Source organism: Pseudomonas sp. GW823-FHT06B06, assembly GCF_058795195.1.
The window spans coordinates 95,624-119,129 of the sequence record NZ_JBXAHO010000013.1; the positions used below are offsets into that span (position 1 = coordinate 95,624).

The window sequence follows — 23,506 nt, forward strand, 5'->3', positions numbered from 1 at the left end:
CGCACCACGACTGTAGACTCGAGATTACAGCTCATCCCGAGTCGGCTTATCGGAAACGTCGGGCACCTGTTGGCGAGCGACTCTCCAGTCCTGTCCCAGTCTGCCCGCCTGGTTCCAGTCAGCTGCCGTCTTGAGCACCCTCAGCCCACCAACAACCGCCAACTTCAGAACAAAATCTTCGGATGACGTAAAATGTCCGGTGAGTAAAAACCGGCCTTCTTCCGAGGAGTGGGTGGGGTCGTATTTGAGTAGCGCACCATGACGCGTCGAGTAGTAGAACGCGTCAATATCAAACCCTTTGGCTTTCAAGGCATGGGTGTGTGCATAGACCGACGCGGCGGACGCATACTCCACCTCCAGCGGGGCGGTGGGGATGGCGGGCGACAAGGACATCTCGTGGCCCGCCATCAGCGTGTAACCCTCAGGAAACTGTGGTGCTTTATTCCTGGGCGAAGTCGACGGGTCGTTCGCGGTGCGGAAGATACGGTGCAGCGCACCATAGGAGGAAGGTGTGTCCACAACGGGCTCCACGCCGACGTACGAACGGGTTGCGGTTTTGCCGAGCACGGCGCTGGTCAGCGCCGCGGGCTGCCCACCGACACCCGCCGCCCGATGCTGTGCATGACGAGCCGCATCGTCGGGATGGTGAAACACGGGTCCCAAAGGCAGGACGGGATTGAGTGCCCACCGTTCAGCGTCGGAAACAGCAGGCATCCGTGGAACCCAGTCGGCACCCACCACTCCCGGGCAAGACCAGTAGGGGCTTGTCACCAGGACCTCCAGTCGTCCGGCCACCGCCATGCGCCGAATGTAACCGGTCAGGCTGAACTTGCCCTGCTCGATGTCGCGCCAGTCCTCCTGCGCCTGTGCAGATGACGCGAACGGATTGTCCTTGAATTCGACCTGCCCAAACTTATCCAGTGTCATAGCCGAATCGAAGGCGCTCATCTTGAACTGTAACAAGGCACCGTCGGCGCAGGAGAAGTAAATCGACCGGTAGCCCTGGGCTGAGTTCGCAACAACACGTGCCTGACTCACATCGATTGGTGAAAAGAAGTGCCGATAATCATCGTCCGACAGATTCCGAGGCGCTTGCGCACCACACATGTACAAGCCGCTGGTGACGAAGCGGTAAGGTAACGCACCCGGAAAGACACGTTGGTAGTCGAACGTTGCGTTTCGTGCCTCAATGGGCAAGGTTGCCATGAAAGAACCGTCGCGGGCATTCCTGAGCAAGAATCCAAAACTCAGTGCGGCACGACTGCCGGCCCGCTCATGGGCACAGCGCGCGGCATCCTGCTCGCGAATATGCAACGGGCTGTAAGCGGGTTCCGACACCGCATTCCTGCGATTGCTCGGGCGGATAGCCGTTGCAAATGGCGCAAATTCTATGACCGCACGCGCATAGCCCCACAAGCGACTCCCCACGACCACTTGCAGATAACCGGACTTGGCCAGTTTTTTTACCCAGTCCGTCGGTGACAACCGGCCCAGATGGATCTGCTCCTTGATCCAGGCTCCATCCAGGTCGCTAGCCGGTTTACCCGAGGCACTCAATATCGCGCCCAGGTCGGCGCGGATTCGCTCCCACGCTCCGACTCGAAAACGGATGGTCGATCCGTCAGGTGCAAACAAGTACTCGTCGAGTGTTTGTTCCTTACGAGTAAATGCCGTGTAAACCACATCGACAGACAGCATGTTGAGATAAAGCTCTCTATCAGCGCTCGCCAATACCACAGGCAGCGCCCGCAGCACCCGTGAGCGATACCGCGCAACAATACTGCAGCCTGCCGGAAACTGGCCGGCAGTGACCGCTTCATCGGGAAACACCCACTTGATATCAAAGTCTTCCTGAGGAATGTCGATCGGATCGGTGGCTACGAAAAAACCGTCGGCGCGCTTGAGGATCAGGCCGCCAAACGCCCCTGTCTTGCCTTGCGGAACTTGCGAGCGAGCATGCAGCGCAGCGTCATCGGCCGAAAAGAAAACCGGACTCAAGGCTCGACGTTCCACGAACAGAGCTGGCGCCCAGAGGGCGTCGATCAGACCTTTCCTGTCCCAGCACTGACTGGTGCGCATCACCTGCAAGGTACCGCTGTTAGCGGCTACCCTGACAAAACCGGTCGACGTGAGCTTGCCATTGGCCAGGTGGGTTTGAATGTCTTCCAGGCCCAGGTTCGGGGCGTCGTTTTCGAACAGCTTGGAGCCCTTGCGTTGGACATACTTCAGCAGTGCCCCGTCCTGGGTAGAAATATAGAGAGGAATGGGCACAAAACCCTCCATCACCGGACGTCTTTTTGAGTTGTAAACAACAATATAAAGATCTCGTGGCACGATGAAGTGCTGGGCCAACCAACGCCTGGATTCGTCTCGCGCATGCTTGACGCGCTGACGCGAGTAAAAATAGGAATGCGGTATAAATGACTCGGGGTAGATAGTCCCCAGGGTTCTGGATTCGCTGAACAAACTGCGCAACGAATAAAGCTTGTCTCGCACACCACCAATCGGGACCAGTTCGGAGGCGACGTATTCCTCCTTGCCCTGTTGCTTGAGGATGAACCCGAACCAGGTCTGTTCCTCGTCGTGGTGCCCCGTGTCCCTGGAATAGCGATCAAGTGCCGCCTCATCGGCTGACGGGAACACCGCCCCAAAAGACACCCGCTCCGGCACGGTTCGCTCCCAGGGGCCCGGGACGCGTTCCCCGGTAATTTTGCCCCGTGGTCGCCAGCGACCGTTGCTGATGAGGACCTGCAGATTGCCGACAGCTGCCAACTCCAAAACCAGTTGTTCCGGTTTGACCGCCCCCGAGGCGAGAGCCTTGGCAAAAGCCTCCGGTTTTTCGTCCGTTCCGAGCATCTGCAGCAGCTTCAACTCGTGCGGGCTATCGGGCGTGAAACTGATCAAACTGTCTTCGGCTCCCGAAAGATAAGCCGGATAACTGGCGCTCAGGATGTTGTGCAACTCATGGACGCTGAATATCAGCAAGCTCGTCGCTGCATCTTCGACAGACCATTTCAGCTGCGCAACCTTGCCTGCGTCGAGCGTCGAAAGCGCAGGGTGAGAATAGAAACGACTGTGCAAGACGTGATTGTCGGGGATCACCTGGTGATGGGAAACGATACTGACCTGATGCTCGGCCGGTTCGGTTATGACAAATCGTAGATCGCTTCGCTGAAGGATATAGCCGAGATACCCGCTGTCGCGGCGGTGACCGACTCGCTCATGGGCATAACGGGCGGCATCGTCCGCCGACAGGAACTCCCTGGCCAGTACATGCAGCGCAGATCCCGCACCTCCCGAGTAGTGCTGTTGTGATTGTTCATCCATGAAGTGGTGCTCCTTTGATTCACTGATAGAGCCCCACTCTTGCACCGGAAAACAGTGCCCGGGCGGTACATAGTTACTACCAGCAACGTTCGGCACCAGTTGGGCGCATCGCCATGCCCCACCTGCACTGTTGTGCTCGCTCACGGTGCAGGCGGCGCATTCGCCGAACGGTTTTCCCCTTCAGGTAAAGCACTTCGGGCGTTAGGCACAGCCCTTGCTAAAGACCCTTCAGTAGTCCGCATCTGCCAACCAAGAAAAATATCCAACGTTCATGGAGATCGCACAATGAAGCGTCGCAGTTTGATCAAGGCTTTCACACTCACGGCAAGCATTGCCGCGATGGGCATGACCTGGACTGTCCAGGCCGCCGAGACCATCAAGGTCGGTATCCTGCATTCGTTGTCCGGCACCATGGCGATCTCGGAAACATCGCTCAAGGACATGGCACTGATGACCATCGACGAGATCAACGCCAAGGGCGGCGTGAACGGCAAGATGCTTGAAGCGGTGGTGGTGGACCCGGCGTCGAACTGGCCTCTGTTCGCGGAAAAGGGCCGACAGCTGCTGACCCAGGACAAGGTCGCCGTGGTATTCGGTTGCTGGACCTCGGTGTCGCGCAAATCGGTGTTGCCGGTGTTCGAAGAGCTCAATGGCCTGCTGTTCTATCCGGTGCAATACGAAGGTGAAGAGATGTCGCCGAACGTGTTCTACACCGGTGCCGCGCCAAACCAGCAGGCGATCCCGGCCGTGGAATACCTGATGAGCGAGGAAGGTGGCAGTGCCAAGCGCTACTTCCTGCTCGGTACCGACTACGTCTACCCGCGGACCACCAATAAGATCCTGCGTTCGTTCCTGCACTCCAAAGGCGTGGCCGACAAGGACATCGAAGAGGTCTACACGCCGTTCGGTCACAGCGACTACCAGACCATCGTCGCTAACATCAAGAAATTCTCGGCTGGCGGCAAGACGGCGGTCATCTCGACAGTCAATGGCGATTCCAACGTGCCGTTCTACAAGGAACTGGCGAACCAGGGACTGAAAGCCACGGACGTGCCGGTCGTGGCGTTCTCGGTGGGCGAAGAAGAACTGCGCGGCATCGACACCAAGCCACTGGTGGGCAACCTCGCAGCATGGAATTACTTTGAGTCGGTGGAGAACCCGGCGAACAAGAAATTCGTCGCCGACTGGAAAGCCTATGCGAAGAAACACAACCTGCCAGGCGCCGATAAAGCCGTGACCAACGACCCGATGGAAGCCACCTACGTCGGCATCCACATGTGGGCGCAGGCCGCCGAAAAAGCCAAGTCCACCGACGTCGACAAGGTTCGCGAAGCGCTGGCCGGCCAGACCTTTGCCGCGCCGTCCGGCTACACCCTGACCATGGACAAGACCAACCACCACCTGCACAAGCCGGTGATGATCGGCGAGATCCAGGCCGACGGTCAGTTCAACGTGGTATGGCAGACCGAAGGGCCGATCCGTGCCCAGCCGTGGAGCCCGTTCATCCCGGGCAACGACAAGAAGCCGGAGTATGCGGTGAAGAGCAACTGAGCCAATGGATGCCGGGCCTGACCGTACAGCTCAGGCCCGACACAGTTCCCTGTGGGAGCGAGCCTGCTCGCGAAGAGGCCCTGACAGTCGACATTGATGGTGAATGTCAGACCGCTTTCGCGAGCAGGCTCGCTCCCACATTGACCGAGTAAGGCTAACGATATGCCCACTGCCCTTTACCGCTTCATCCTCGCCATCGCACTTTTACTGCCCATGGCCACTTTCGCCGGCGATGCCGAAGACTTCGTTGCCGCCAATCCCGTGCAACAGGCAAAACTGCTGGAAGCCTGGGCCGCGCAGCCCGATCCGGCGCGTATCGAGCTGATCCACGCCCTGCAACAAGGGGTGTTGACCATCGATGGTGAACCGAAAACACTGCGTCTGAATAACCGCCTGCGGGGTCTGATCGACACCGCCCTGGCCAGCCATCAATTGCTCGCCGCCGATGCCAAAACTCGTCTGGCTGCCGCACAGCAATTGCAGAAAAGCGCCAAACCCGCGCAGCTGAAATTCCTCGACCAGCAACTCGCTGGCGAAAAAGATGAAGGCGTTCACGCCGCACTTAGCCTGGCGCTGGCCAACCTGCAACTGGTGGACACCGACCCGACGGTGCGCCTCGCGGCCGTAAGACTGCTTGGCGAAACCGGCGACCCATTGGCCCGCACCCGCCTCGAAGGATTGCTTGAGCCCGGCGTCGAAACCGATGCCAACGTGCGCACTGCTGCTGAAACCAGCCTCGCCCAAGTCAAGCGCAAACTGCTGATTGGCGAACTGCTGGGCCAGGCGTTCAGCGGTATGTCCCTGGGCTCGATCCTGTTGCTCGCCGCGCTCGGCCTGGCGATCACCTTCGGCCTGCTGGGTGTGATCAATATGGCCCACGGCGAAATGCTGATGCTTGGCGCCTACTCGACCTACGTCGTGCAGTTGATGTTCCAACGTTACGCACCGCAGGCCATCGAGTTCTATCCGCTGATCGCGCTGCCGGTGGCGTTCTTCGTCACCGCCGCCATCGGTATGGCGCTGGAGCGCACGGTCATTCGCCACCTCTACGGCCGCCCGCTGGAAACCCTGCTCGCCACCTGGGGCATCAGCCTGATGCTGATCCAGTTGGTGCGCCTGGTGTTCGGCGCGCAAAACGTCGAGGTGGCCAACCCGGCGTGGTTATCCGGCGGGATTCAAGTGCTGCCCAATCTTGTGCTGCCGTACAACCGAATCGTGATCATCGCGTTCGCGTTGTTTGTGGTGGCACTCACCTGGCTGCTGCTGAACAAGACGCGCCTGGGTTTGAACGTGCGTGCGGTCACCCAGAATCGCAACATGGCGGCCTGCTGCGGCGTGCCCACCGGGCGCGTGGACATGCTCGCCTTCGGCCTCGGCTCGGGCATTGCCGGACTCGGCGGCGTGGCGCTGAGCCAGATCGGCAACGTCGGCCCGGACCTCGGCCAAAGCTACATCATCGACTCGTTCCTGGTGGTGGTGCTCGGCGGTGTCGGGCAACTGGCAGGCAGCGTGTTGGCCGCGTTCGGCCTGGGGATCGCCAACAAGATTCTTGAACCGCAAATCGGTGCCGTGCTCGGCAAGATCCTCATCCTCGCGCTGATCATTCTGTTCATCCAGAAACGTCCGCAAGGCCTCTTCGCACTGAAAGGACGGGTGATCGACTGATGAACCAGCCCCTGATGCTCACTGCCAGCCAAAAGGCCGGTCCCAGAGTCACGATTGCCGTCGGTGCGGTAATCCTTGTTTTACTGTTGGCGTTGCCATTGCTGTCGTTGTTGTCGCCGGACAGCGTCTTCCATGTCTCGGCCTACACACTGACGTTGGTTGGCAAGATTCTTTGCTACGCCATCGTCGCCCTCGCCCTCGATCTGGTCTGGGGTTATGCCGGCCTGTTGTCCCTCGGCCATGGCCTGTTCTTCGCCCTTGGCGGTTACGCCATGGGCATGTACCTGATGCGCCAGGCCTCGGGCGATGGCTTGCCGGCCTTCATGACGTTCCTGTCGTGGTCCGAATTGCCCTGGTACTGGACCGGCACCGAAAGCTTCCTCTGGGCCATGTGCCTGGTGGTGTTGGCCCCGGGATTGCTGGCGTTGGTGTTCGGTTTCTTCGCCTTTCGCTCGCGAATCAAGGGCGTGTATTTCTCGATCATGACCCAGGCCCTGACCTTCGCCGGCATGCTCCTGTTTTTCCGCAACGAAACCGGTTTTGGCGGCAACAACGGCTTCACCAACTTCCGCACCATTCTTGGCTTTGGCATCACGGAACCTGGCACCCGTGCGGTGCTGTTTTTCGCCACGGTGCTGTTGCTGGTGGCGAGTCTGTACATCGGTTGGCGCCTGGCGCAGAGCAAGTTTGGCCGAGTGCTGACCGCACTGCGCGACGCGGAAAATCGCTTGATGTTCTGCGGCTACGACCCGCGCGGGTTCAAGTTGTTCGTGTGGGTGTTGAGCGCGGTGTTGTGCGGCCTCGCCGGTGCGTTGTACGTGCCGCAGGTGGGCATCATCAACCCGAGTGAAATGTCGCCGACCAACTCGATCGAAGCGGCGGTCTGGGTAGCCCTCGGCGGTCGCGGCACCTTGATCGGCCCCTTGCTGGGCGCGGGCGTGGTCAATGGCATGAAGAGCTGGTTCACCGTGGCCTTCCCGGAATACTGGCTGTTTTTCCTTGGCGCGCTGTTCATCATCGTCACCCTGTACCTGCCCAAGGGCGTGATCGGTTTGCTGAAGAAAAGAGGTGAACAATGAGAGTCACTGCAAGCGCTGAATTCATGCTCGAACCGGCATTTTTTCCGCCTCTGGAACCGAATAGGGACGCTGGCAGCAGCCGTGATGCCATCGGCATCGGCCAGCGTGCCGGCAAAGGCCTGAACACCCGCCACGGCACCATCCTGACCCTGGAAGACATCAGCGTCAGTTTCGATGGCTTCAAGGCATTGAACGATTTGAATCTGTACATCGGCGTGGGCGAGTTGCGCTGCATCATCGGCCCCAACGGCGCAGGCAAGACCACACTCATGGACGTGATCACCGGCAAGACCCGCCCCACCCACGGCAAGGCCTGGTTCGGCGAAACCCTGGACCTGACGCAAATGAGTGAAGTGCAGATTGCCCAGGCCGGCATCGGCCGCAAGTTCCAGAAACCGACCGTGTTCGAAGCCTTGAGTGTGTTCGAGAACCTGGAGCTGGCGCAGAAAACCGATAAATCGGTGTGGGCCAGCCTGCGGGCGCGCTTGAGCGGTGAGCAGAAAGACCGTATCGCCGAGGTGCTCGACACCATTCGCCTGACCGCGTCGGTCAATCGCCCCGCCGGTTTGCTGTCCCACGGCCAGAAGCAGTTCCTGGAAATCGGCATGTTGTTGATGCAAGACCCGCAATTGCTGCTGCTCGACGAGCCGGTGGCCGGCATGACCGACGCCGAAACCGAATTCACCGCCGAACTCTTCAAGACCCTGGCCGGCAAGCATTCGCTGATGGTGGTGGAACACGACATGGGCTTCGTCGGCTCGATCGCCGACCACGTCACCGTGTTGCACCAGGGCAGCGTGCTGGCCGAAGGGTCGCTGGAGCAGGTGCAGGACAATGAGCGGGTAATTGAGGTCTACCTCGGTCGCTAGACCTGATCGTTCCCACGCTCCGCGTGGGAATGCCGCCCGGGACGCTCCGCGTCCCACTGACAATGCAGGGCTCAATTCCTGCGCTAGGGTGACGCGAAGCGTCACGGTATGCATTCCCACGCAGAGCGTGGGAACGATCACCGGGAGAATTCGAACATGCTGCAAGTCGACAAGCTGCACCAGTACTACGGCGGTAGCCACATCCTGCGCGGCCTGACGTTTGACGTGAAGGTCGGTGAAGTCACCTGCCTGCTCGGCCGTAACGGCGTGGGCAAGACTACCCTGCTCAAATGCCTGATGGGGTTGTTGCCGGCCAAGGAAGGCGCGGTCAATTGGGAGGGTAAGCCGATCACCACGTTCAAGCCGCACCAGCGGGTGCATGCCGGCATCGCCTACGTACCGCAGGGCCGGGAAATCTTCGGCCGCCTGACCGTGGAGGAAAACCTGCTGATGGGTTTGTCGCGATTCCCAGGCTCCGAGGCGAAGGAGGTCCCGGCGTTCATCTACGAACTGTTTCCGGTGTTACTGCAAATGAAGCAACGACGCGGCGGTGATTTGTCCGGTGGCCAACAGCAGCAGCTTGCAATCGGGAGAGCCCTGGCCAGCCGTCCGCGGCTGCTGATCCTCGACGAACCCACTGAAGGCATCCAGCCGTCGGTGATCAAGGAGATTGGCGCTGTGATCAAGAAACTCGCGGCGCGCGGCGACATGGCGATTCTGCTGGTAGAGCAGTTCTACGATTTCGCGGCCGAATTGGCCGATCACTACCTGGTGATGTCCCGTGGCGAGATCGTGCAGCAGGGCCGTGGAGAAAACATGGAAGCCGAGGGTGTACGCGGCCTGGTTACGATCTAATCTGTGGCGTCTCGACGATAATCAGAAAATATGAATTTACCTCTTCCTGCTGCCCTGTTTACCCCGAGCTGGCATGCCGAGCTGGAGCTGGGCTATGCCCGATTCGGCGACAACACGCGTCCGGTCCATAGACGGCACAAAGGCCCGCTGCGCGTGCAGAAGCACCTGTATGCAGAAGGCCCCGAGGTGTGCCAGCACATCATTGTGCATCCGCCGGGCGGGATTGCCGGTGGAGACCGGCTGGACATCAGTGCCAGCGTCGGCCACGCGGCGTGGGCACAGATCACCAGTCCCGGCGCCGCCAAGTGGTATCGCGCAGCAGCGCCGGCGTATCAGAAACTCGACCTGAAAGTGGCCCAAGGGGCGACACTGGAGTGGCTGCCGCAAGAGACGATCATCTTCAGCGATGCCCGCGCCGAGCTCAGCACATCCATTGATCTGCAAGGCGATGCCCGGCTGTTCTACTGGGACGTGGTGGCGCTGGGTCGCCCGGCCAGTGGTGAGCGCTTCGATCTCGGTCATTTCCAGGCACAACTGGATATCCGCCGCGACGGCGAGTTGCTCTGGCATGAACGCCAGCGCATCGTTGGCGGTGACGGGTTGCTCGATTCGCCGATTGGCTTGGACGGGCAACCGGTCTTCGCCACGTTACTGGTGACTGGCGAGATTGATAGCCAATTGCTGGAGCAGTGCCGTTCGCTGCCCAATGACGTGCGCGGGGATTTGACTCAGTTGCCGGGGTTGCTCGTAGCCCGCTGCCTGGCCAGCGAGGCGCTGTTGGCGCGCGGCTGGTTGATTGAATTATGGCGGTTGCTCAGGCCTGCGTTGCTTGGCCGCGAAGCCGTGCCACCGAGAATATGGAGCACCTGAACAGCGCTCCTGCAAAAACCTTTTTAACTGCCGAAACTGGATGTCTACGATGGACCTGACCCCACGTGAAAAAGACAAGCTGCTGATCTTCACCGCCGGCCTCGTCGCCGAGCGGCGTTTGGTCCGCGGCGTGAAACTCAACTACCCGGAAGCCATGGCCTACATCTCCGCCGCGTTGCTCGAAGGCGCCCGCGACGGCCAGACCGTGGCCGAGCTGATGCACTACGGCACCACCCTGCTCAGCCGCGAACAAGTGATGGAAGGCATCCCGGAAATGATCCCGGAGATCCAGGTCGAAGCGACCTTCCCCGACGGCACCAAACTGGTCACCGTCCATCAACCGATCGCTTGAGGCTTCACCATGACCTACACCATTCGCGATGCCGTGCATGCCGACCTGCCGGCCATCCGTGATATCTACAACGATGCGGTGCTCAACACCACGGCGATCTGGAACGAACAGGCGGTCGACCTCGGCAACCGCCAGGCCTGGTTCAGCGCCCGGCAATCCCAGGGGTATCCGATCCTGGTCATCGTCGACAGCGAGAACAACGTGTTGGGCTACGCTTCGTTTGGTGACTGGCGACCGTTCGATGGTTTCCGACATACCGTCGAGCATTCGGTCTACGTGCGTAACGACCAGCGCGGCAACGGCCTTGGGCCGCAACTGATGGATGCCCTGGTCGAGCGCGCCAGGGCCTGCGGCAAACACGTGATGGTCGCGGCCATCGAAAGCGGCAACGCCGCCTCGATTCGCCTGCATGAGCGCATCGGATTCGTGACCACCGGGCAGATGCCTCAGGTAGGCACCAAGTTCGGTCGCTGGCTGGACCTGACCTTCATGCAACTGACCCTCAATCCTGGCGCGCAGCCTCCGGCCGCCAGCAAGGAGTGATACCCGATGAACCCCGCTCAACTGCGACGCGTCAACGTTGAAAGCTTTGCGCACTATCGCCAGGGATTGATTGACCTGCTGCTCGACGCCGTCGGATATGGCGCCAGCGTCGGCTTCATGGCCAACCTCGATGCTACGCAGGCCCGCGCGTATTTCGATGAAGTTCAGGAGAACCTGAACAAGGGCAACGTGTTGTTGTGGGTAGTGGTCAAGGACGAACAAGTGCAGGCCAGCGTACAGTTGACCCTATGCCAGAAGGCCAATGGCCTGAACCGCGCCGAGGTGCAGAAATTGCTGGTGCGCGAGCATGCGCGTCGTCGAGGCCTGGGCCAGCAATTGATGACGGCTGTGGAACAGGCTGCCCTGCAACACAAACGCGGCATGCTCTACCTCGATACCGAGGCTGGTTCCCCGGCTGAAGACTTCTACAAGGCATTGGGCTACACCCGCGCCGGTGAAATCCCCGACTACGCCTGCGACCCGAGCGGCTGCTACAAACCCACCGCCCTCTACTACAAGATTCTCCAGGGAGCCCATTGATGATTCCCGGTCAATATCAGATCCAGCCCGGCGATATCGAACTCAACGTTGGCCGCCGCACAATCAGTTTGAAGGTGGCCAACAGCGGCGACCGGCCGATCCAGGTCGGTTCGCACTACCATTTTTTCGAAACCAACGATGCCCTGACCTTCGACCGCGCCGCCAGTCGCGGCATGCGCCTGAACATCCCCGCCGGCACCGCCGTGCGTTTCGAACCGGGGCAGAGCCGCGAGGTCGAGCTTGTCGACCTGGCCGGGCACCGCCGGGTGTTCGGCTTTGCCGGCAGGATCATGGGTGACCTTGGTTAACCGATCGTTCCCACGCTCTACGTGGGCATGCATCCCGTGACGCTTCGCGTCACAAAAAGCGGACGCAGAGCGTCCACGGCGGCATTCCCACGCAGAGCGTGGGAACGATGAATTTGTGCAAGGAACTGTGATGAAAATTTCCCGTCAAGCCTACGCCGACATGTACGGCCCCACTGTCGGCGACAAGATTCGCCTGGCCGACACCGAGCTGTGGATCGAAGTGGAAAAAGACTTCACCAGCTATGGCGAAGAAGTGAAATTCGGCGGCGGCAAGGTTATCCGTGACGGCCAGGGCCAGAGCCAATTATTGGCCGCCGAAGTGGTCGACACCCTGATCACCAATGCGCTGATCATCGACCACTGGGGCATCGTCAAGGCCGATGTCGGCCTCAAGGACGGTCGCATTGCAGCCATCGGCAAGGCCGGCAACCCGGACGTGCAACCCAACGTGACTATCGCCATCGGTGCCAGCACCGAAGTCATTGCCGGTGAAGGCATGATCCTTACCGCTGGCGGCATCGACACCCACATCCACTTCATCTGCCCGCAGCAGATAGAAGAAGCGCTGATGAGCGGTGTCACCACCATGATCGGCGGCGGCACCGGGCCGGCCACCGGCACCAATGCCACGACCTGCACTTCCGGGCCATGGCACCTGGCGCGCATGCTCCAGGCCGCCGACGCCTTCCCGATGAACATCGGCTTGACCGGCAAGGGCAACGCCAGCCTGCCCGAGCCGTTGATCGAACAGGTCAAGGCCGGCGCCATTGGCCTCAAGCTCCACGAAGACTGGGGCACCACCCCGGCGAGCATCGACAACTGCCTCACCGTCGCCGACCAGTACGACGTACAAGTGGCCATTCACACCGACACCCTCAACGAATCGGGCTTCGTCGAAACCACCCTGGCCGCCTTTAAGGGCCGCACCATCCACACCTACCACACCGAGGGTGCGGGTGGCGGTCATGCCCCGGACATCATCAAGGCCTGCGGCTCCGCCAACGTGTTGCCGAGTTCGACCAACCCGACCCGACCGTTCACCCGAAACACCATCGACGAACACCTCGACATGTTGATGGTCTGCCACCATCTGGACCCAAGCATTGCCGAAGACGTAGCCTTCGCCGAAAGCCGAATCCGCCGCGAAACCATCGCTGCCGAGGACATCCTTCACGATCTCGGCGCATTCTCGATGATCAGCTCCGACAGCCAGGCCATGGGCCGCGTCGGCGAGGTGATCACGCGCACCTGGCAAACCGCCGACAAGATGAAAAAGCAGCGCGGCCCGCTGCCCCAGGACGGCGAAGGCAACGACAACTTCCGCGCCAAACGCTACATCGCCAAGTACACCATCAACCCCGCAATCACTCATGGCATCAGCCATGAAGTGGGCTCGATCGAAGTGGGCAAGTGGGCCGACCTGGTACTTTGGCGACCCGCGTTCTTCGGGGTCAAACCAACGTTGATCCTCAAGGGTGGCGCCATCGCGGCCAGCCTGATGGGCGATGCCAACGCGTCAATACCAACGCCACAACCGGTGCATTACCGCCCGATGTTCGCCAGCTACGGAGGTTCGCTGCATGCCACCAGCCTGACGTTTATCAGCCAGGCGGCCCATGAAGCCGGTCTTCCTGAAGCCTTGGGCTTGAAGAAAAAAATCGCTGTGGTCAAAGGTTGCCGCGAGGTGCAGAAAACCGACCTGATCCACAACGACTATCTGCCCGACATCGAGGTCGACCCGCAGACGTATCAGGTCAAGGCTGACGGTGTCTTGCTTTGGTGTGAACCGGCGGATGTGCTGCCGATGGCCCAGCGTTATTTTCTCTTCTGACCGGCACGCCGGCACGAAGATCGTCAGTCTTCGTGCCGGGCTGACAATCAGGGCTGCACGGTGAAGGGGATTTCCACCCGCTGCAGTTTTGCCCGGTCCATGGCCTGCTGGGTCAATGTCTTGAGCAACGTCTGTTTGCGGGCATTGAGCAGATTCATGTCGGTTTCATACGCTTGGGCGGTCATGACGCGACCGGGGGCGAACTCGCTTTCGGGTTTGCCAAGCTCCGCGGCGAGCACCCTGATCTCTTCCTTCAACTGCGCCTTTTCTTCCACGGAAAGTGACTCGGTCGCCCGTCTGTCCAGCGCCATGTAAAACTCTGTCGTCGCATCGAGCCGACGCCTGATCGCCTTGAACTCACCGCGATGGGAGCCCTGAATGTAAGACTCCCAGAAAGGCTGCTCGCTGATCGAATCGCGTAGCAGATCGCCCTCTTCCAACGCCAGCACACGTTTATAGGCCTCGTCGATCATCTGCGTGGTAACACCCGAATCCGCCCTGAACTGTAAGTCTCGCGATTGCCACGGCAAATCCAGCTTCTTGGCGAGGTCCGTCATATACGCCAGGTGAGTCTCGACTTCATCGATAGTCCCCGTGACATCCCCTTGCGCATTGATCCGTCTTAACTCCTCACCATTCTCCAGTCGCCGGGCAATTTTTTTATGGGCGATCCGACTCAACTCATCCAAACGGGATTTACCCTTGGCCAGCGACACCAGTTCGGCTTCGACCAGGCTCGGGTTAGCCAATTCGTAGGCTTCGTGAATCAGTACTTCAAGGCCCATGGCATTGAACAGCGATGCCCCGGCATCGACACAGTTGACCGGTTCACGTGCCAATTTGAAAATCTCGTTGCGCAGTTCGCTGTTCTGTTCCATGGCCTCCAGCATTCGCCAGACTTTGGCAGTCAAATCCACCCTGAAGGCGCGGTCATTTATAAAGTGGCTGGATTGGGTGAGCAGTCTTAGGTTATCGAAAAACGGCAGTGAACCGATCTCGTCTTCCACCTCATTCCATATGGGTTGTAACTCAACCCATTGCGCTCGCCTCAAGCCTTCCTCCCATTGAAGGGAGTCGCGCACGCCACGGGGCGGGTAAGGCCGATCAGGGTCCAGACCCACGGAGTGAATGTATTCTCTGAGCTGATTCAGGTTTGCTTGCGATATCCACTGCGGCTCACGGTTAAGTATCGTTCTGGCCAGCAACTCCGCTTCCATGGAACCGGGTAACACCTGAGGCACAAGGGTGATGACATTGTCCTGCAGGCTCAGATAGAAGTGCCGTAAACGGAGTATTGAAAACAGGCCAGCGGGCCAGGTATTGATCCCGGTGTTCGCCAGAATCAATGTGTGCAACATGCGCATGCGGCCGATGTTTGGCACCTGGCCCAGAGGATTGCGTCGCAGATCCACGGATTCGAGCAGGATGAGGTTGCTCAACTCGTCTGCGGTCTCCACAGTCAATTCGATCTGATTGTTGCCCAGGTACAGCTCGGTCAGAGTGCGCATCCGGCCGATCGCGGTTGGCAGCCGGGTCAGCGCATTGTTGTTCATGTTCAGGGCTCGCAGCCTCGGGAAATGCTCGAGAAACGCAGCATTGGCATCAGTCATTTCGGTATCAGGCAACTTCAGCTCGGTGACATGCTCGAAATTGGCTTCAAGCTTGGGCATTGTTTCCAAGTGCCGCCCCATGGGGATGTTGCTGAGGTCAAGGACCCAACCTCGCGGGTTTCCATGGACATCGAGGTCGCGGGGACCGCTGCGTTGCCAGCAGTTTCTGACGGCCCTGTACACACTATTACGTGACTGCCATTGTGCAACGCCTTCCGCACTCAGGCTGAACGAGTCGAGTGGCGAATCCAGCCAGCGCCGAAAGCTGCGGTTGAGTTGGTTGAACTCGGCTTCGAGGGCCACCACCCGTTCCTCGGGCGTGCTCCCGCTGTCGCTGTGTTCGAGAAATGTTTGAATATCGCCTTCGCCCCAGCCGGGGCGAAGCGACTGGATGCGCTCCTGCGCGGTCAGTTGCCCGGTGACCCGACGAAACTGTTGGGAAAAACCTTCCATGCCGCCCCGCAGCTTCATGGTTGCGGGATCGAACTTCGGTTTGCGCAAAGGATTGTCCGCCAGGATCGCCCTGAACCTGTCGTGGCTCAGCGGGAATCGCTGAACGGATTGCCTGAGCGTTCGCCATTGATTGATCTGGTAGCCCAGCGCATCGCGCTCTGCATCGGGCAAGGCATGCAGGACAGCGGCAAAAAGATTATCGGGGCCATGGAGCTCATGGTCGTCTTCATCGCGCGCCTCATACAAGCCGTCCTCGTTCTTGACCAGCACCTTGCGGATGGCGGCGTCAGCCGCTCCGATGCTGTCCTCCAGCGTGCCTGCCAGGGCATCGTTGCGCACTTCGATGCGCACGTCTTCTGACCAGCCTGGAAGCGATTCAAGCGATTGCAGAAGCAGTCTCTCAGTATCCGGGCTGTGCAGCTCATCGAGAAAAAGCCCCTCATAAGCGCGGTTCAGCCGCACCTCCAGCAACGCCGCCCGGGCCTGCTGCTTGAGACGCAAAGGTACGCGCTTGCGTTCGGCCATTACCGACAGCTCTTCTGGCGTGGCGCCCGCCAGCAGCTCCCTGGCGACGCTGGTCGGCAGCTCCTGGAACGCGTCCTGTAGCAAGGCCACGTTAGCCTCCGCTTCAACTTCTGCATTTTTATAGAATGACTTGAAGAGGCGCTTTTTCTGCTGCTCTGCACGGATGGCCAGGCGCTCCTGCAAAGCGTCGATTCGCACCTGTCTGTCACTGCCGATACTGCGGCCGAGCATCTGCTGGATTTCCTGTTCGTCGAAGCTGTCCACCACGCGCTCGGATAACTTGCCGGCTTTCAGTTCAGCAAAGGTCACCTTCACCCGGTTTGCAGCCAAGGCGCTCTGATTGCCGTGCACGATGGAGTCGCCCCATAACTGCGGCCCGCGGAAAAGCTCGATGGCCTTGGACTCGGGCCATCGCCGCAACTCCGTCATCAAGGGAGGCAAGTGATCCGCCCACTCCTGCGCCACCTGATTGAGCCGAATCTGATCCACCAGTTTGCCCACATCGGCATAAGCCTTGAAGCGCCTGAAGGTGTCGGCCAGTAACGCTGGTGGCGGCTGTGTATCCACTTGCAGCTTACGCAGCACATCTTCCTTGACGCCGCTGGCGATTCGGATCTGCTCCAGTGTTTCATCGGAGAACGCATCGGCCCGAGGGCCCAGGCGCCGCATCAGGCGGGCCTTGTCCCACTCGATGGGACGGTCGAGCTCGGTGTGCCAGGCACCCGCACCGTTATGCTCCATCCTTGGCTCATAGGCCGTCGTCCGGGCCGGATGCTTGAGTCGTGGCTGGCCGGTCTGCGGATTTTCCTTTACCTCAAAATGCTTGCCTCCCAACGGCAGGATGTCCTGGTCATTATGTCGATGGAGGCCTCGTTCGTTGGCTTTCGAATCCATGGACAACGTCACTTTGTGGTCATAGGGTCCCAGATCAGGATTCCACAGACGGGTTGTGCCATCGGGCAGCTCGATCTGTTTCAGCTGGTCGAGAAAAGGAGACGCCTTGACCGCCACCGGCTTGCCGCCTGGTAGCACGTGACCGGCCCCCATCAGCGCCAGTTGGGCGAAATTGATCAGTACCCCGGTCAAATGAGACGAGGCCTCTTCCTTGTCGCCTTTGGTCCAGTCTTCGATGCCCTCCAGGGTCTCAAGCATCATTTGGCCAACCATCACCGCCAGCACGGCTTCCCCTAACCCCGGAACCAACATGGCGCCGAAGTTGAAAACGTTCCAGCCAATGTCCAGGTAACTGGTCAGGCGTTTCCAGCGCACAGCAGCGTCTTCATCGCCAGTTGGCACGGCGATCTGTCGCGCATCGGCAATCGCCTTGTCGCTGCGCCAGAGACAGGATCGCTGCCAGAAATCGCCCTCGATCACGTTGCTGATCGGTTCGGCATCAGGATTCTCGACAGCGGTCTCGCGCCACCACGGGCCCATGTCCAGAGGCCCACGCTGAGTCCACTTGAACGTGGTAAAGCGCTCTTTGACGCGTGCAAAGAAGCGCCCCTTGTCCTTGTGAGGCACGAACCGGCTGAAGAATTGTTGGTAGTGCGCAGAGCGCAACTGGCTCGTCAGCTCCTTCATGAAGTCGGTGAACGATGCGTATTGCTTGAGGGGGTGATCCGGATCGTCGGGGATGTAGGCGATCAGGGTCCCGTCCAGCCGACTTTGTTCATGGATATCGTTGCGGCGAACCATTTCCTCGACCACACCCGTCGGGCCATTGGCAAAAAAGGCCTGAAGAATCTTGAACAGATCAAATTCCTGCCCCGGCAAAACCGCGAGGTGGCGGGACCACTCCACCAGGTGTTGCAGCTGTTCGGGCAGCAGTTGGTCAATTGCTTCTTTTATTGCCAAGGGGTCGCTCATCGCACTAAACAGCACGATGCCTGTCAACCGCGTGCCTAACAGTGAGAGTCGGTGTGCCTTTAAAGGACGGTTTCTATACAGGATGTTTTCCTGGCCATCGCGCACTTCTCCCAACTTGCCGTAGGCATAGGAATCCAGGTCGCTTTTTAACAACGCAATGAGCATGGTCTCACTGAAGGTAGCCCTCTCATGGGCCATGAAACCCCGCTCAAGTCTTGAGCGCGCAGTAACGTCAGCGGGTTCCAGAAGAGACTTTATGTGTAGCTGATACTGTTTGCCGATATCGAGCTTGCGACATAACGCGGCAAATTTTTCGACCGTTAATTCATGACGCTGCAGCTCTCCTTCAGCGTCCTTGACAAAAACACCTGATCCGTCGCGAAACGCACCGGCCACCGCTTCGGATTCCTCGAAGTTATGCAGCGCGGCTTCCAGCAGTGATGAATGCCGGATCCGACTGGCCTGGGTATCGATGCCAAACCCCAATGTGGCGGGAACGTACAGCCGCAATGAGGTCGTGGCGACGTCCAGCTCGAAGTTGAATTCATCCTTGATGGCCTGGACAAGTAGCGGTTTCGCAAAAGCGTTGATGTCCGTTTGCACGTTATCGACCCTGTCAGAGACAGTATCTTGTAAACGACAGCGCTTCTTGATGAGTTCTTGTAAATATTGACGATCAATGGGTCGAGCCTGGATATACCAATCCGGAAAATTAGGCTTTAACTCAGTTATCGATTCCAGCCTCGAAACGGGAGCGCTTTTAATCAGGCCTGGAATATTTTCCGCGAAATAAACCGAATGATTGCTATCGATTGAACCCTCAACTTTCGTAAAAGAATTCGATATGGCTTCTACCGGTACCACAGTCATTTTTGCATTTCCCTATGCGATGAACAGAATGCTCAGCTTATCCAACCTCCCTAATAACAAAAGCTTAAAAAACTGCTGGGAACTACCCGAAAAACCGGAATCAACATTGAACTTGAGAACCGTAAAATATAATTAAGTACCACCCCCGGCCCTCAGGAGGTGATCCGAATTCCCAGCGGTAGTTTTTACCCCGGCCCTAAAAAGGCTAAGATCGTCAAATTATCCAGGCAGGAATCCGGTCATGCACCTCCCCGAATTCATCAGGCAACACGCGGACCGTATCGTCGATGAATGGGAGGAGTTCGCCAGAACCATCACCCCAGCCGCCGAAAACATGGATCGAACGGCCTTGCGCGACCATGCCAAGGAGATCCTGCTGGCAGCCGCTCGGGACATGAGCAAACCTCAGACCGCCAGCGAACAACTCGCCAAGGCCAAGGGCGAGGGCCCGGAGAAAACCCCAAGCCTGGACGAAGCGGGCGCCAGTCATGGTGAATTACGCCATACGGTGGGTTTCGATCTGGTGCAGATGACCAGCGAGTTCCGCCACTTGCGTGCCTGCGTGATTCGTCTCTGGGTCGACAGCCTGGAGTCGCCGGACCTGGCCTACTTCCAGGACATGATCCGCTTCAATGAAGCCATCGATGAAGCGCTCGCAGAATCCACCGCGGCCTATGCCGAGCAGATGAGTCGCTCAAGAGATATTTTCCTGGCGATACTCGGCCACGACCTGCGCGCACCGCTGCAAGCGATGAGCATGTCGACTGAATTGCTGATGCGTAAAACAACGCTGGAAGGCGATGCGTTGGCCTGCGCGAACAACATCAAGCGCAGCGCTCGACACATGGCGGTGATGGTTAGCGACTTGTTGGAACTGGTGCGCTGTCGCCTGGGTAAGAGCCTGCCGATCGAACCGAAACCCATGGACCTTGCCGATGCCGCACACGCGGCGATTGCCGAAGCCTGCGCCGGCAACCCGGAGTGCGATCCGACGGTCAGGGTGGAAGGTGACACGCGAGGCGTCTGGGATGCCGGACGGCTGGGTCAGTTACTGCAAAACCTGATCGGCAACGCTTTGCAGCATGGCCTCGACAAACGCGATGTGACAGTTACTCTCCACGGAGAACCCGACACGGTTCGCCTGACGGTCCATAACTACGGAACGCCGATTTCCGCGAATGCTATCGGCACGATCTTCGATCCACTGGTGCGCAGCGCAGATGAAGAACTGGGCCAGCCATCGACCAGCCTTGGCTTGGGGTTGTTTATCGTCAAGGAAGTGGTGGATGCCCATGCAGGGACGATCGATGTGAGCTCTAACGAAACCGATGGCACGCTGTTTACCGTAGTGTTGCCACGCAATTCCCTGTAGCTGCCGCAGGCTGCGATCTTTTGATCTTCGTGGATCAAGATCAAAAGATCGCAGCCTGCGGCATCTCCTATTCCACCAACAACCGCCCCAACCGCTGCTTGAGCATCCGGTTCTCGGCCCGCAGCTGTTGGACCTCTTCCAGCAGGTCCAGCGCAAGGGCGACACCTTCCCATTCCAGCTCCAGATCGCGCCGCAGCTTGGCGGCGCGCTTGGCCAGGGTCAGTTCGTAATCGGTGAAGCGCCAGTCCTTGGGCTGCCCTCCCTGAGGTTCGAGGATGCCGTGTTCGACGATTTCGATCACGTAGACGTCCGACAGGTCGGTCGCCTCACAGAATTCTGCCAAGTCCAGTTGAACGGTCAGGGGGCTGCTCATGATGGGCTACTCCGTCGCTGGGTTCAGAAATTTTCTCGTGGGTTGAAGGCGGCTTTTTTTGCCAGTTCCTGCCACAGCGCCTTGACTTCATCGTCTGCGGCCTTGGGCATTACGGCCTTGAACTGGATGAACAGATAACCGCGTTCACCCGCCTTGTTCATCAGGCCATGGCCCTTGGCACGCATGCGTTGGCCGTTCTGGCTGCCGGCAGGGACCTTGAGGTTGATCTTGCCGGTCAGGGTTGGCACGGCGACTTCGGTGCCCAATGCCAGTTCCCACGGTGCCAGCGGCAGCGTGATGATCAGGTTCTCGCCTTCGACGTCGAATTTCGGGTGTGGCGCAAAACGAATGATCAGGTACAGGTCGCCATTGGCGCCGCCGCCAACACCAGGAGCACCCTGGCCCTTCAGGCGAATGCGCTCGCCATCGGCCACGCCCGCCGGGATCTTCACGTTCAGGCTTTTGCTGGTGTTGCTCACATGCTGGCCAGCCGCGTTGTACTGCGGCACCTGAAAGGTGACCTTCTTCGACTCGGTCGACAGGGTTTCTTCCAGAAAAACTCCCAGTTCCATTTCCACGTCTTGCCCTCGACGTCCGGTGCTGCGACGCGAATGTTCGCCACCGCCGAAACCGGGGCCGCGATTACCGAAGATCGAACTGAAGAAGTCCGAGAAATCGCCAGTGTCCTGGCCACCGCCAAAGCCGCCACGGCTCTGCCAGCCCGGTGGTCCCTGGAATGGTTGGCCATGCTGGCCATAACGGCGCAATTCGTCGTATTCGGCGCGTTTGTCAGCACTTTTCAGTGCTTCATAGGCTTCAGAGGCGTCCTTGAACTTGGCCTCGGCGTCCTTTTCCTTGCTGACGTCAGGGTGGTATTTGCGCGCCAGCTTGCGATAGGCGGCCTTGATCGCCTTGTCGTCTGCCGTCGGCTCCACACCGAGAATCTTGTAATAGTCTTTGAAGTCCATCGCGGGAATCACCATCCGTTATCGAAATCGCGCCACCTGCCACAGCATGCGCCTGTTTGCAGCATAGACGTTGACCGATCTCAAGGTTGTGACCGGGCAGCGCGTAAGAAGTTTATCGGCAGCAGGCGGTGCGACTTTCGAGCGCTACGCGGCTACCGGCTTGATGCAGGGTAGTTTGGGGGTCACGGGCCATCTTTCAAGACATTGTTTCCAGGAATTAGCAGATAGTCGGCCTTCGAATCTGTCGCGCACTGACATACACTGCGCGGCCGTTTTTTAACCGGAACCGCAAAGACATGAACAACGCATCTCCAGCCCGTGCCGTGGGCATCGACTTTGGCACGTCCAACTCCACCGTCGGTTGGCTGCGCCCCGGCATGGAAACGCTGATTGCGCTGGAGGATGACAAGATCACCTTGCCCTCAGTGGTCTTCTTCAACATCGAAGAGCGTCGCCCGGTGTACGGCCGGTTGGCGCTGCACGAGTACCTGGAAGGTTACGAAGGCCGGTTGATGCGCTCGCTCAAGAGCCTGCTGGGCTCCAAGCTGATCAAGCACGACACCAGTGTCCTTGGCACGGCGATGCCGTTCAAGGACCTGCTGGGCCTGTTCATCGGTCAGCTCAAGAGCCGTGCCGAAGCCGCCGCCGGTCGGGAATTCGAAGAAGTGGTGCTGGGCCGTCCGGTGTTTTTTGTCGATGATGACCCGATGGCCGACAAAGAGGCCGAAGACACCCTGGTGGATGTGGCGCGCAAGATCGGCTTTAAGGAAGTCTCGTTCCAGTTTGAACCGATTGCCGCCGCGTTCGACTACGAGTCGACCATCGAAAAGGAAGAGCTGGTACTGATCGTCGACATCGGCGGTGGTACCTCCGACTTCTCGCTGGTGCGCCTGTCACCGCAGCGTCGGGGTGTGGATAACCGCCAGGATGACATTCTCGCCACGGGCGGCGTGCACATCGGCGGGACCGACTTCGACAAGCAGTTGAGCTTGCAGGGCCTGATGCCGCTGTTCGGCTATGGCAGCCGGATGAAGAGCGGCGCCTACATGCCGACCAGCCATCACATGAACCTGGCGACCTGGCACACCATCAACTCGGTGTATTCGCAGAAGTCGCAACTGGCCCTGGGCAGCATGCGCTACGACATCGAGGACACCGGTGGTATCGACCGCCTGTTCAAGCTGATCGAACAGCGCGCCGGGCACTGGCTGGCCATGGAGGTTGAAGAAACCAAGATCCAATTGACCCACGCCGACCACCGCCACGTGCCGCTGGACCGTATCGAAGCCGGCTTGAGCGTGGAGCTGAGCCGTGCACTGTTCGAATCGGCCATCGATAACCTGCTGGAGCGCGTGCGCAATAGCGTCACCCAGTTGCTGACCCAGGCCGACGTGCGGGTCGATCAGGTGGACACGGTGTTCTTCACAGGGGGTTCGAGTGGTATTCCAGCCCTGCGCAACAGCGTTTCGGCGATGTTGCCGAATGCGCGGCATGTGGAAGGGAATATCTTTGGCAGCATCGGCAGTGGTCTGGCGATTGAAGCGGCGAAGCGTTACGGGTCGATGGACTGATCCGAAAACCTGTGGCGAGGGGATTCATCCCCGTTGGGGCGCATAGCGCCCCCAAAAACCAGAAAAGCGGCGACTGCTACGCAGCCGAACGGGGATGAATCCCCTCGC

General features: G+C 59.3%; 17 protein-coding genes. 13 read left to right on the forward strand and 4 right to left on the reverse strand.

Features of this window, described 5'->3' with window-relative positions:
* Positions 1 to 24: 24 nt before the first annotated feature.
* Complete coding sequence (locus AC1Q8Q_RS14390; protein ID WP_492615178.1) at positions 25 to 3,327, reverse strand: hypothetical protein; 3,303 nt, start codon at positions 3,325 to 3,327, stop codon at positions 25 to 27.
* 285 nt (positions 3,328 to 3,612) lie between these two features.
* Between AC1Q8Q_RS14390 and urtA the strand changes: the two genes are divergently transcribed.
* From urtA to ureC, 11 genes are all read left to right on the forward strand, one after another.
* Complete coding sequence (gene urtA, locus AC1Q8Q_RS14395) at positions 3,613 to 4,878, forward strand: urea ABC transporter substrate-binding protein (RefSeq protein WP_020797581.1); 1,266 nt, start codon at positions 3,613 to 3,615, stop codon at positions 4,876 to 4,878.
* A 162-nt stretch (positions 4,879 to 5,040) separates the two neighbouring features.
* The gene (urtB, locus tag AC1Q8Q_RS14400) at positions 5,041 to 6,543 is read left to right on the forward strand and encodes an urea ABC transporter permease subunit UrtB (RefSeq protein ID WP_168757157.1); all 1,503 of its coding nucleotides are present in this window, start codon (positions 5,041 to 5,043) and stop codon (positions 6,541 to 6,543) included.
* Positions 6,543 to 7,622, forward strand: a complete 1,080-nt coding sequence (urtC, locus tag AC1Q8Q_RS14405) for an urea ABC transporter permease subunit UrtC (protein ID WP_168757156.1) — start codon at positions 6,543 to 6,545, stop codon at positions 7,620 to 7,622. The genes urtB and urtC overlap by 1 nt, the downstream gene beginning before the upstream one ends.
* Positions 7,619 to 8,491, forward strand: a complete 873-nt coding sequence (urtD, locus tag AC1Q8Q_RS14410) for an urea ABC transporter ATP-binding protein UrtD (protein WP_168757155.1) — start codon at positions 7,619 to 7,621, stop codon at positions 8,489 to 8,491. Before urtC ends, urtD begins: the two co-directional genes overlap by 4 nt.
* A gap of 156 nt (positions 8,492 to 8,647) precedes the next feature.
* Entirely contained in the window at positions 8,648 to 9,346 is a 699-nt protein-coding gene (gene urtE, locus AC1Q8Q_RS14415) for an urea ABC transporter ATP-binding subunit UrtE (protein ID WP_110753270.1), read from the forward strand.
* 30 nt (positions 9,347 to 9,376) lie between these two features.
* Positions 9,377 to 10,216: an urease accessory protein UreD gene (locus AC1Q8Q_RS14420; RefSeq protein WP_168757154.1), complete on the forward strand. Its 840-nt coding sequence runs from the start codon at positions 9,377 to 9,379 to the stop codon at positions 10,214 to 10,216.
* 49 nt (positions 10,217 to 10,265) lie between these two features.
* On the forward strand, positions 10,266 to 10,568 hold the full coding sequence (gene ureA / locus AC1Q8Q_RS14425) for an urease subunit gamma (RefSeq protein ID WP_492615179.1): 303 nt from the start codon (positions 10,266 to 10,268) through the stop codon (positions 10,566 to 10,568).
* Between the two features lie 9 nt (positions 10,569 to 10,577).
* The gene (locus tag AC1Q8Q_RS14430) at positions 10,578 to 11,111 is read left to right on the forward strand and encodes a GNAT family N-acetyltransferase (RefSeq protein WP_168757153.1); all 534 of its coding nucleotides are present in this window, start codon (positions 10,578 to 10,580) and stop codon (positions 11,109 to 11,111) included.
* 6 nt (positions 11,112 to 11,117) lie between these two features.
* Positions 11,118 to 11,651: a GNAT family N-acetyltransferase gene (locus tag AC1Q8Q_RS14435; protein ID WP_168757152.1), complete on the forward strand. Its 534-nt coding sequence runs from the start codon at positions 11,118 to 11,120 to the stop codon at positions 11,649 to 11,651.
* Positions 11,651 to 11,959, forward strand: coding sequence for an urease subunit beta (locus AC1Q8Q_RS14440; protein ID WP_033041282.1), 309 nt, complete (start codon positions 11,651 to 11,653; stop codon positions 11,957 to 11,959). Before AC1Q8Q_RS14435 ends, AC1Q8Q_RS14440 begins: the two co-directional genes overlap by 1 nt.
* 130 nt (positions 11,960 to 12,089) lie before the next feature.
* Complete coding sequence (ureC, locus tag AC1Q8Q_RS14445) at positions 12,090 to 13,790, forward strand: urease subunit alpha (RefSeq protein WP_168757151.1); 1,701 nt, start codon at positions 12,090 to 12,092, stop codon at positions 13,788 to 13,790.
* A gap of 47 nt (positions 13,791 to 13,837) precedes the next feature.
* Here the strand turns inward: ureC and AC1Q8Q_RS14450 are convergent, their stop codons facing one another.
* Complete coding sequence (locus AC1Q8Q_RS14450; protein ID WP_492615180.1) at positions 13,838 to 19,114, reverse strand: NEL-type E3 ubiquitin ligase domain-containing protein; 5,277 nt, start codon at positions 19,112 to 19,114, stop codon at positions 13,838 to 13,840.
* A gap of 241 nt (positions 19,115 to 19,355) precedes the next feature.
* Between AC1Q8Q_RS14450 and AC1Q8Q_RS14455 the strand changes: the two genes are divergently transcribed.
* Entirely contained in the window at positions 19,356 to 20,486 is a 1,131-nt protein-coding gene (locus tag AC1Q8Q_RS14455; RefSeq protein WP_020797592.1) for a sensor histidine kinase, read from the forward strand.
* Positions 20,487 to 20,553: 67 nt separating this feature from the next.
* Here AC1Q8Q_RS14455 and AC1Q8Q_RS14460 read toward each other — a convergent pair whose 3' ends face one another.
* Both AC1Q8Q_RS14460 and AC1Q8Q_RS14465 read right to left on the reverse strand, forming a co-directional pair.
* On the reverse strand, positions 20,554 to 20,859 hold the full coding sequence (locus AC1Q8Q_RS14460; protein ID WP_020797593.1) for a chaperone modulator CbpM: 306 nt from the start codon (positions 20,857 to 20,859) through the stop codon (positions 20,554 to 20,556).
* Between the two features lie 23 nt (positions 20,860 to 20,882).
* A complete protein-coding gene (locus AC1Q8Q_RS14465; RefSeq protein ID WP_033040324.1) occupies positions 20,883 to 21,827 on the reverse strand; it encodes a DnaJ C-terminal domain-containing protein in 945 nt (314 codons plus the stop codon).
* A 296-nt stretch (positions 21,828 to 22,123) separates the two neighbouring features.
* On the opposite strand from AC1Q8Q_RS14465, the gene AC1Q8Q_RS14470 reads away from it, so the two are divergent.
* Complete coding sequence (locus AC1Q8Q_RS14470; protein WP_020797595.1) at positions 22,124 to 23,398, forward strand: Hsp70 family protein; 1,275 nt, start codon at positions 22,124 to 22,126, stop codon at positions 23,396 to 23,398.
* Positions 23,399 to 23,506: the final 108 nt, after the last annotated feature.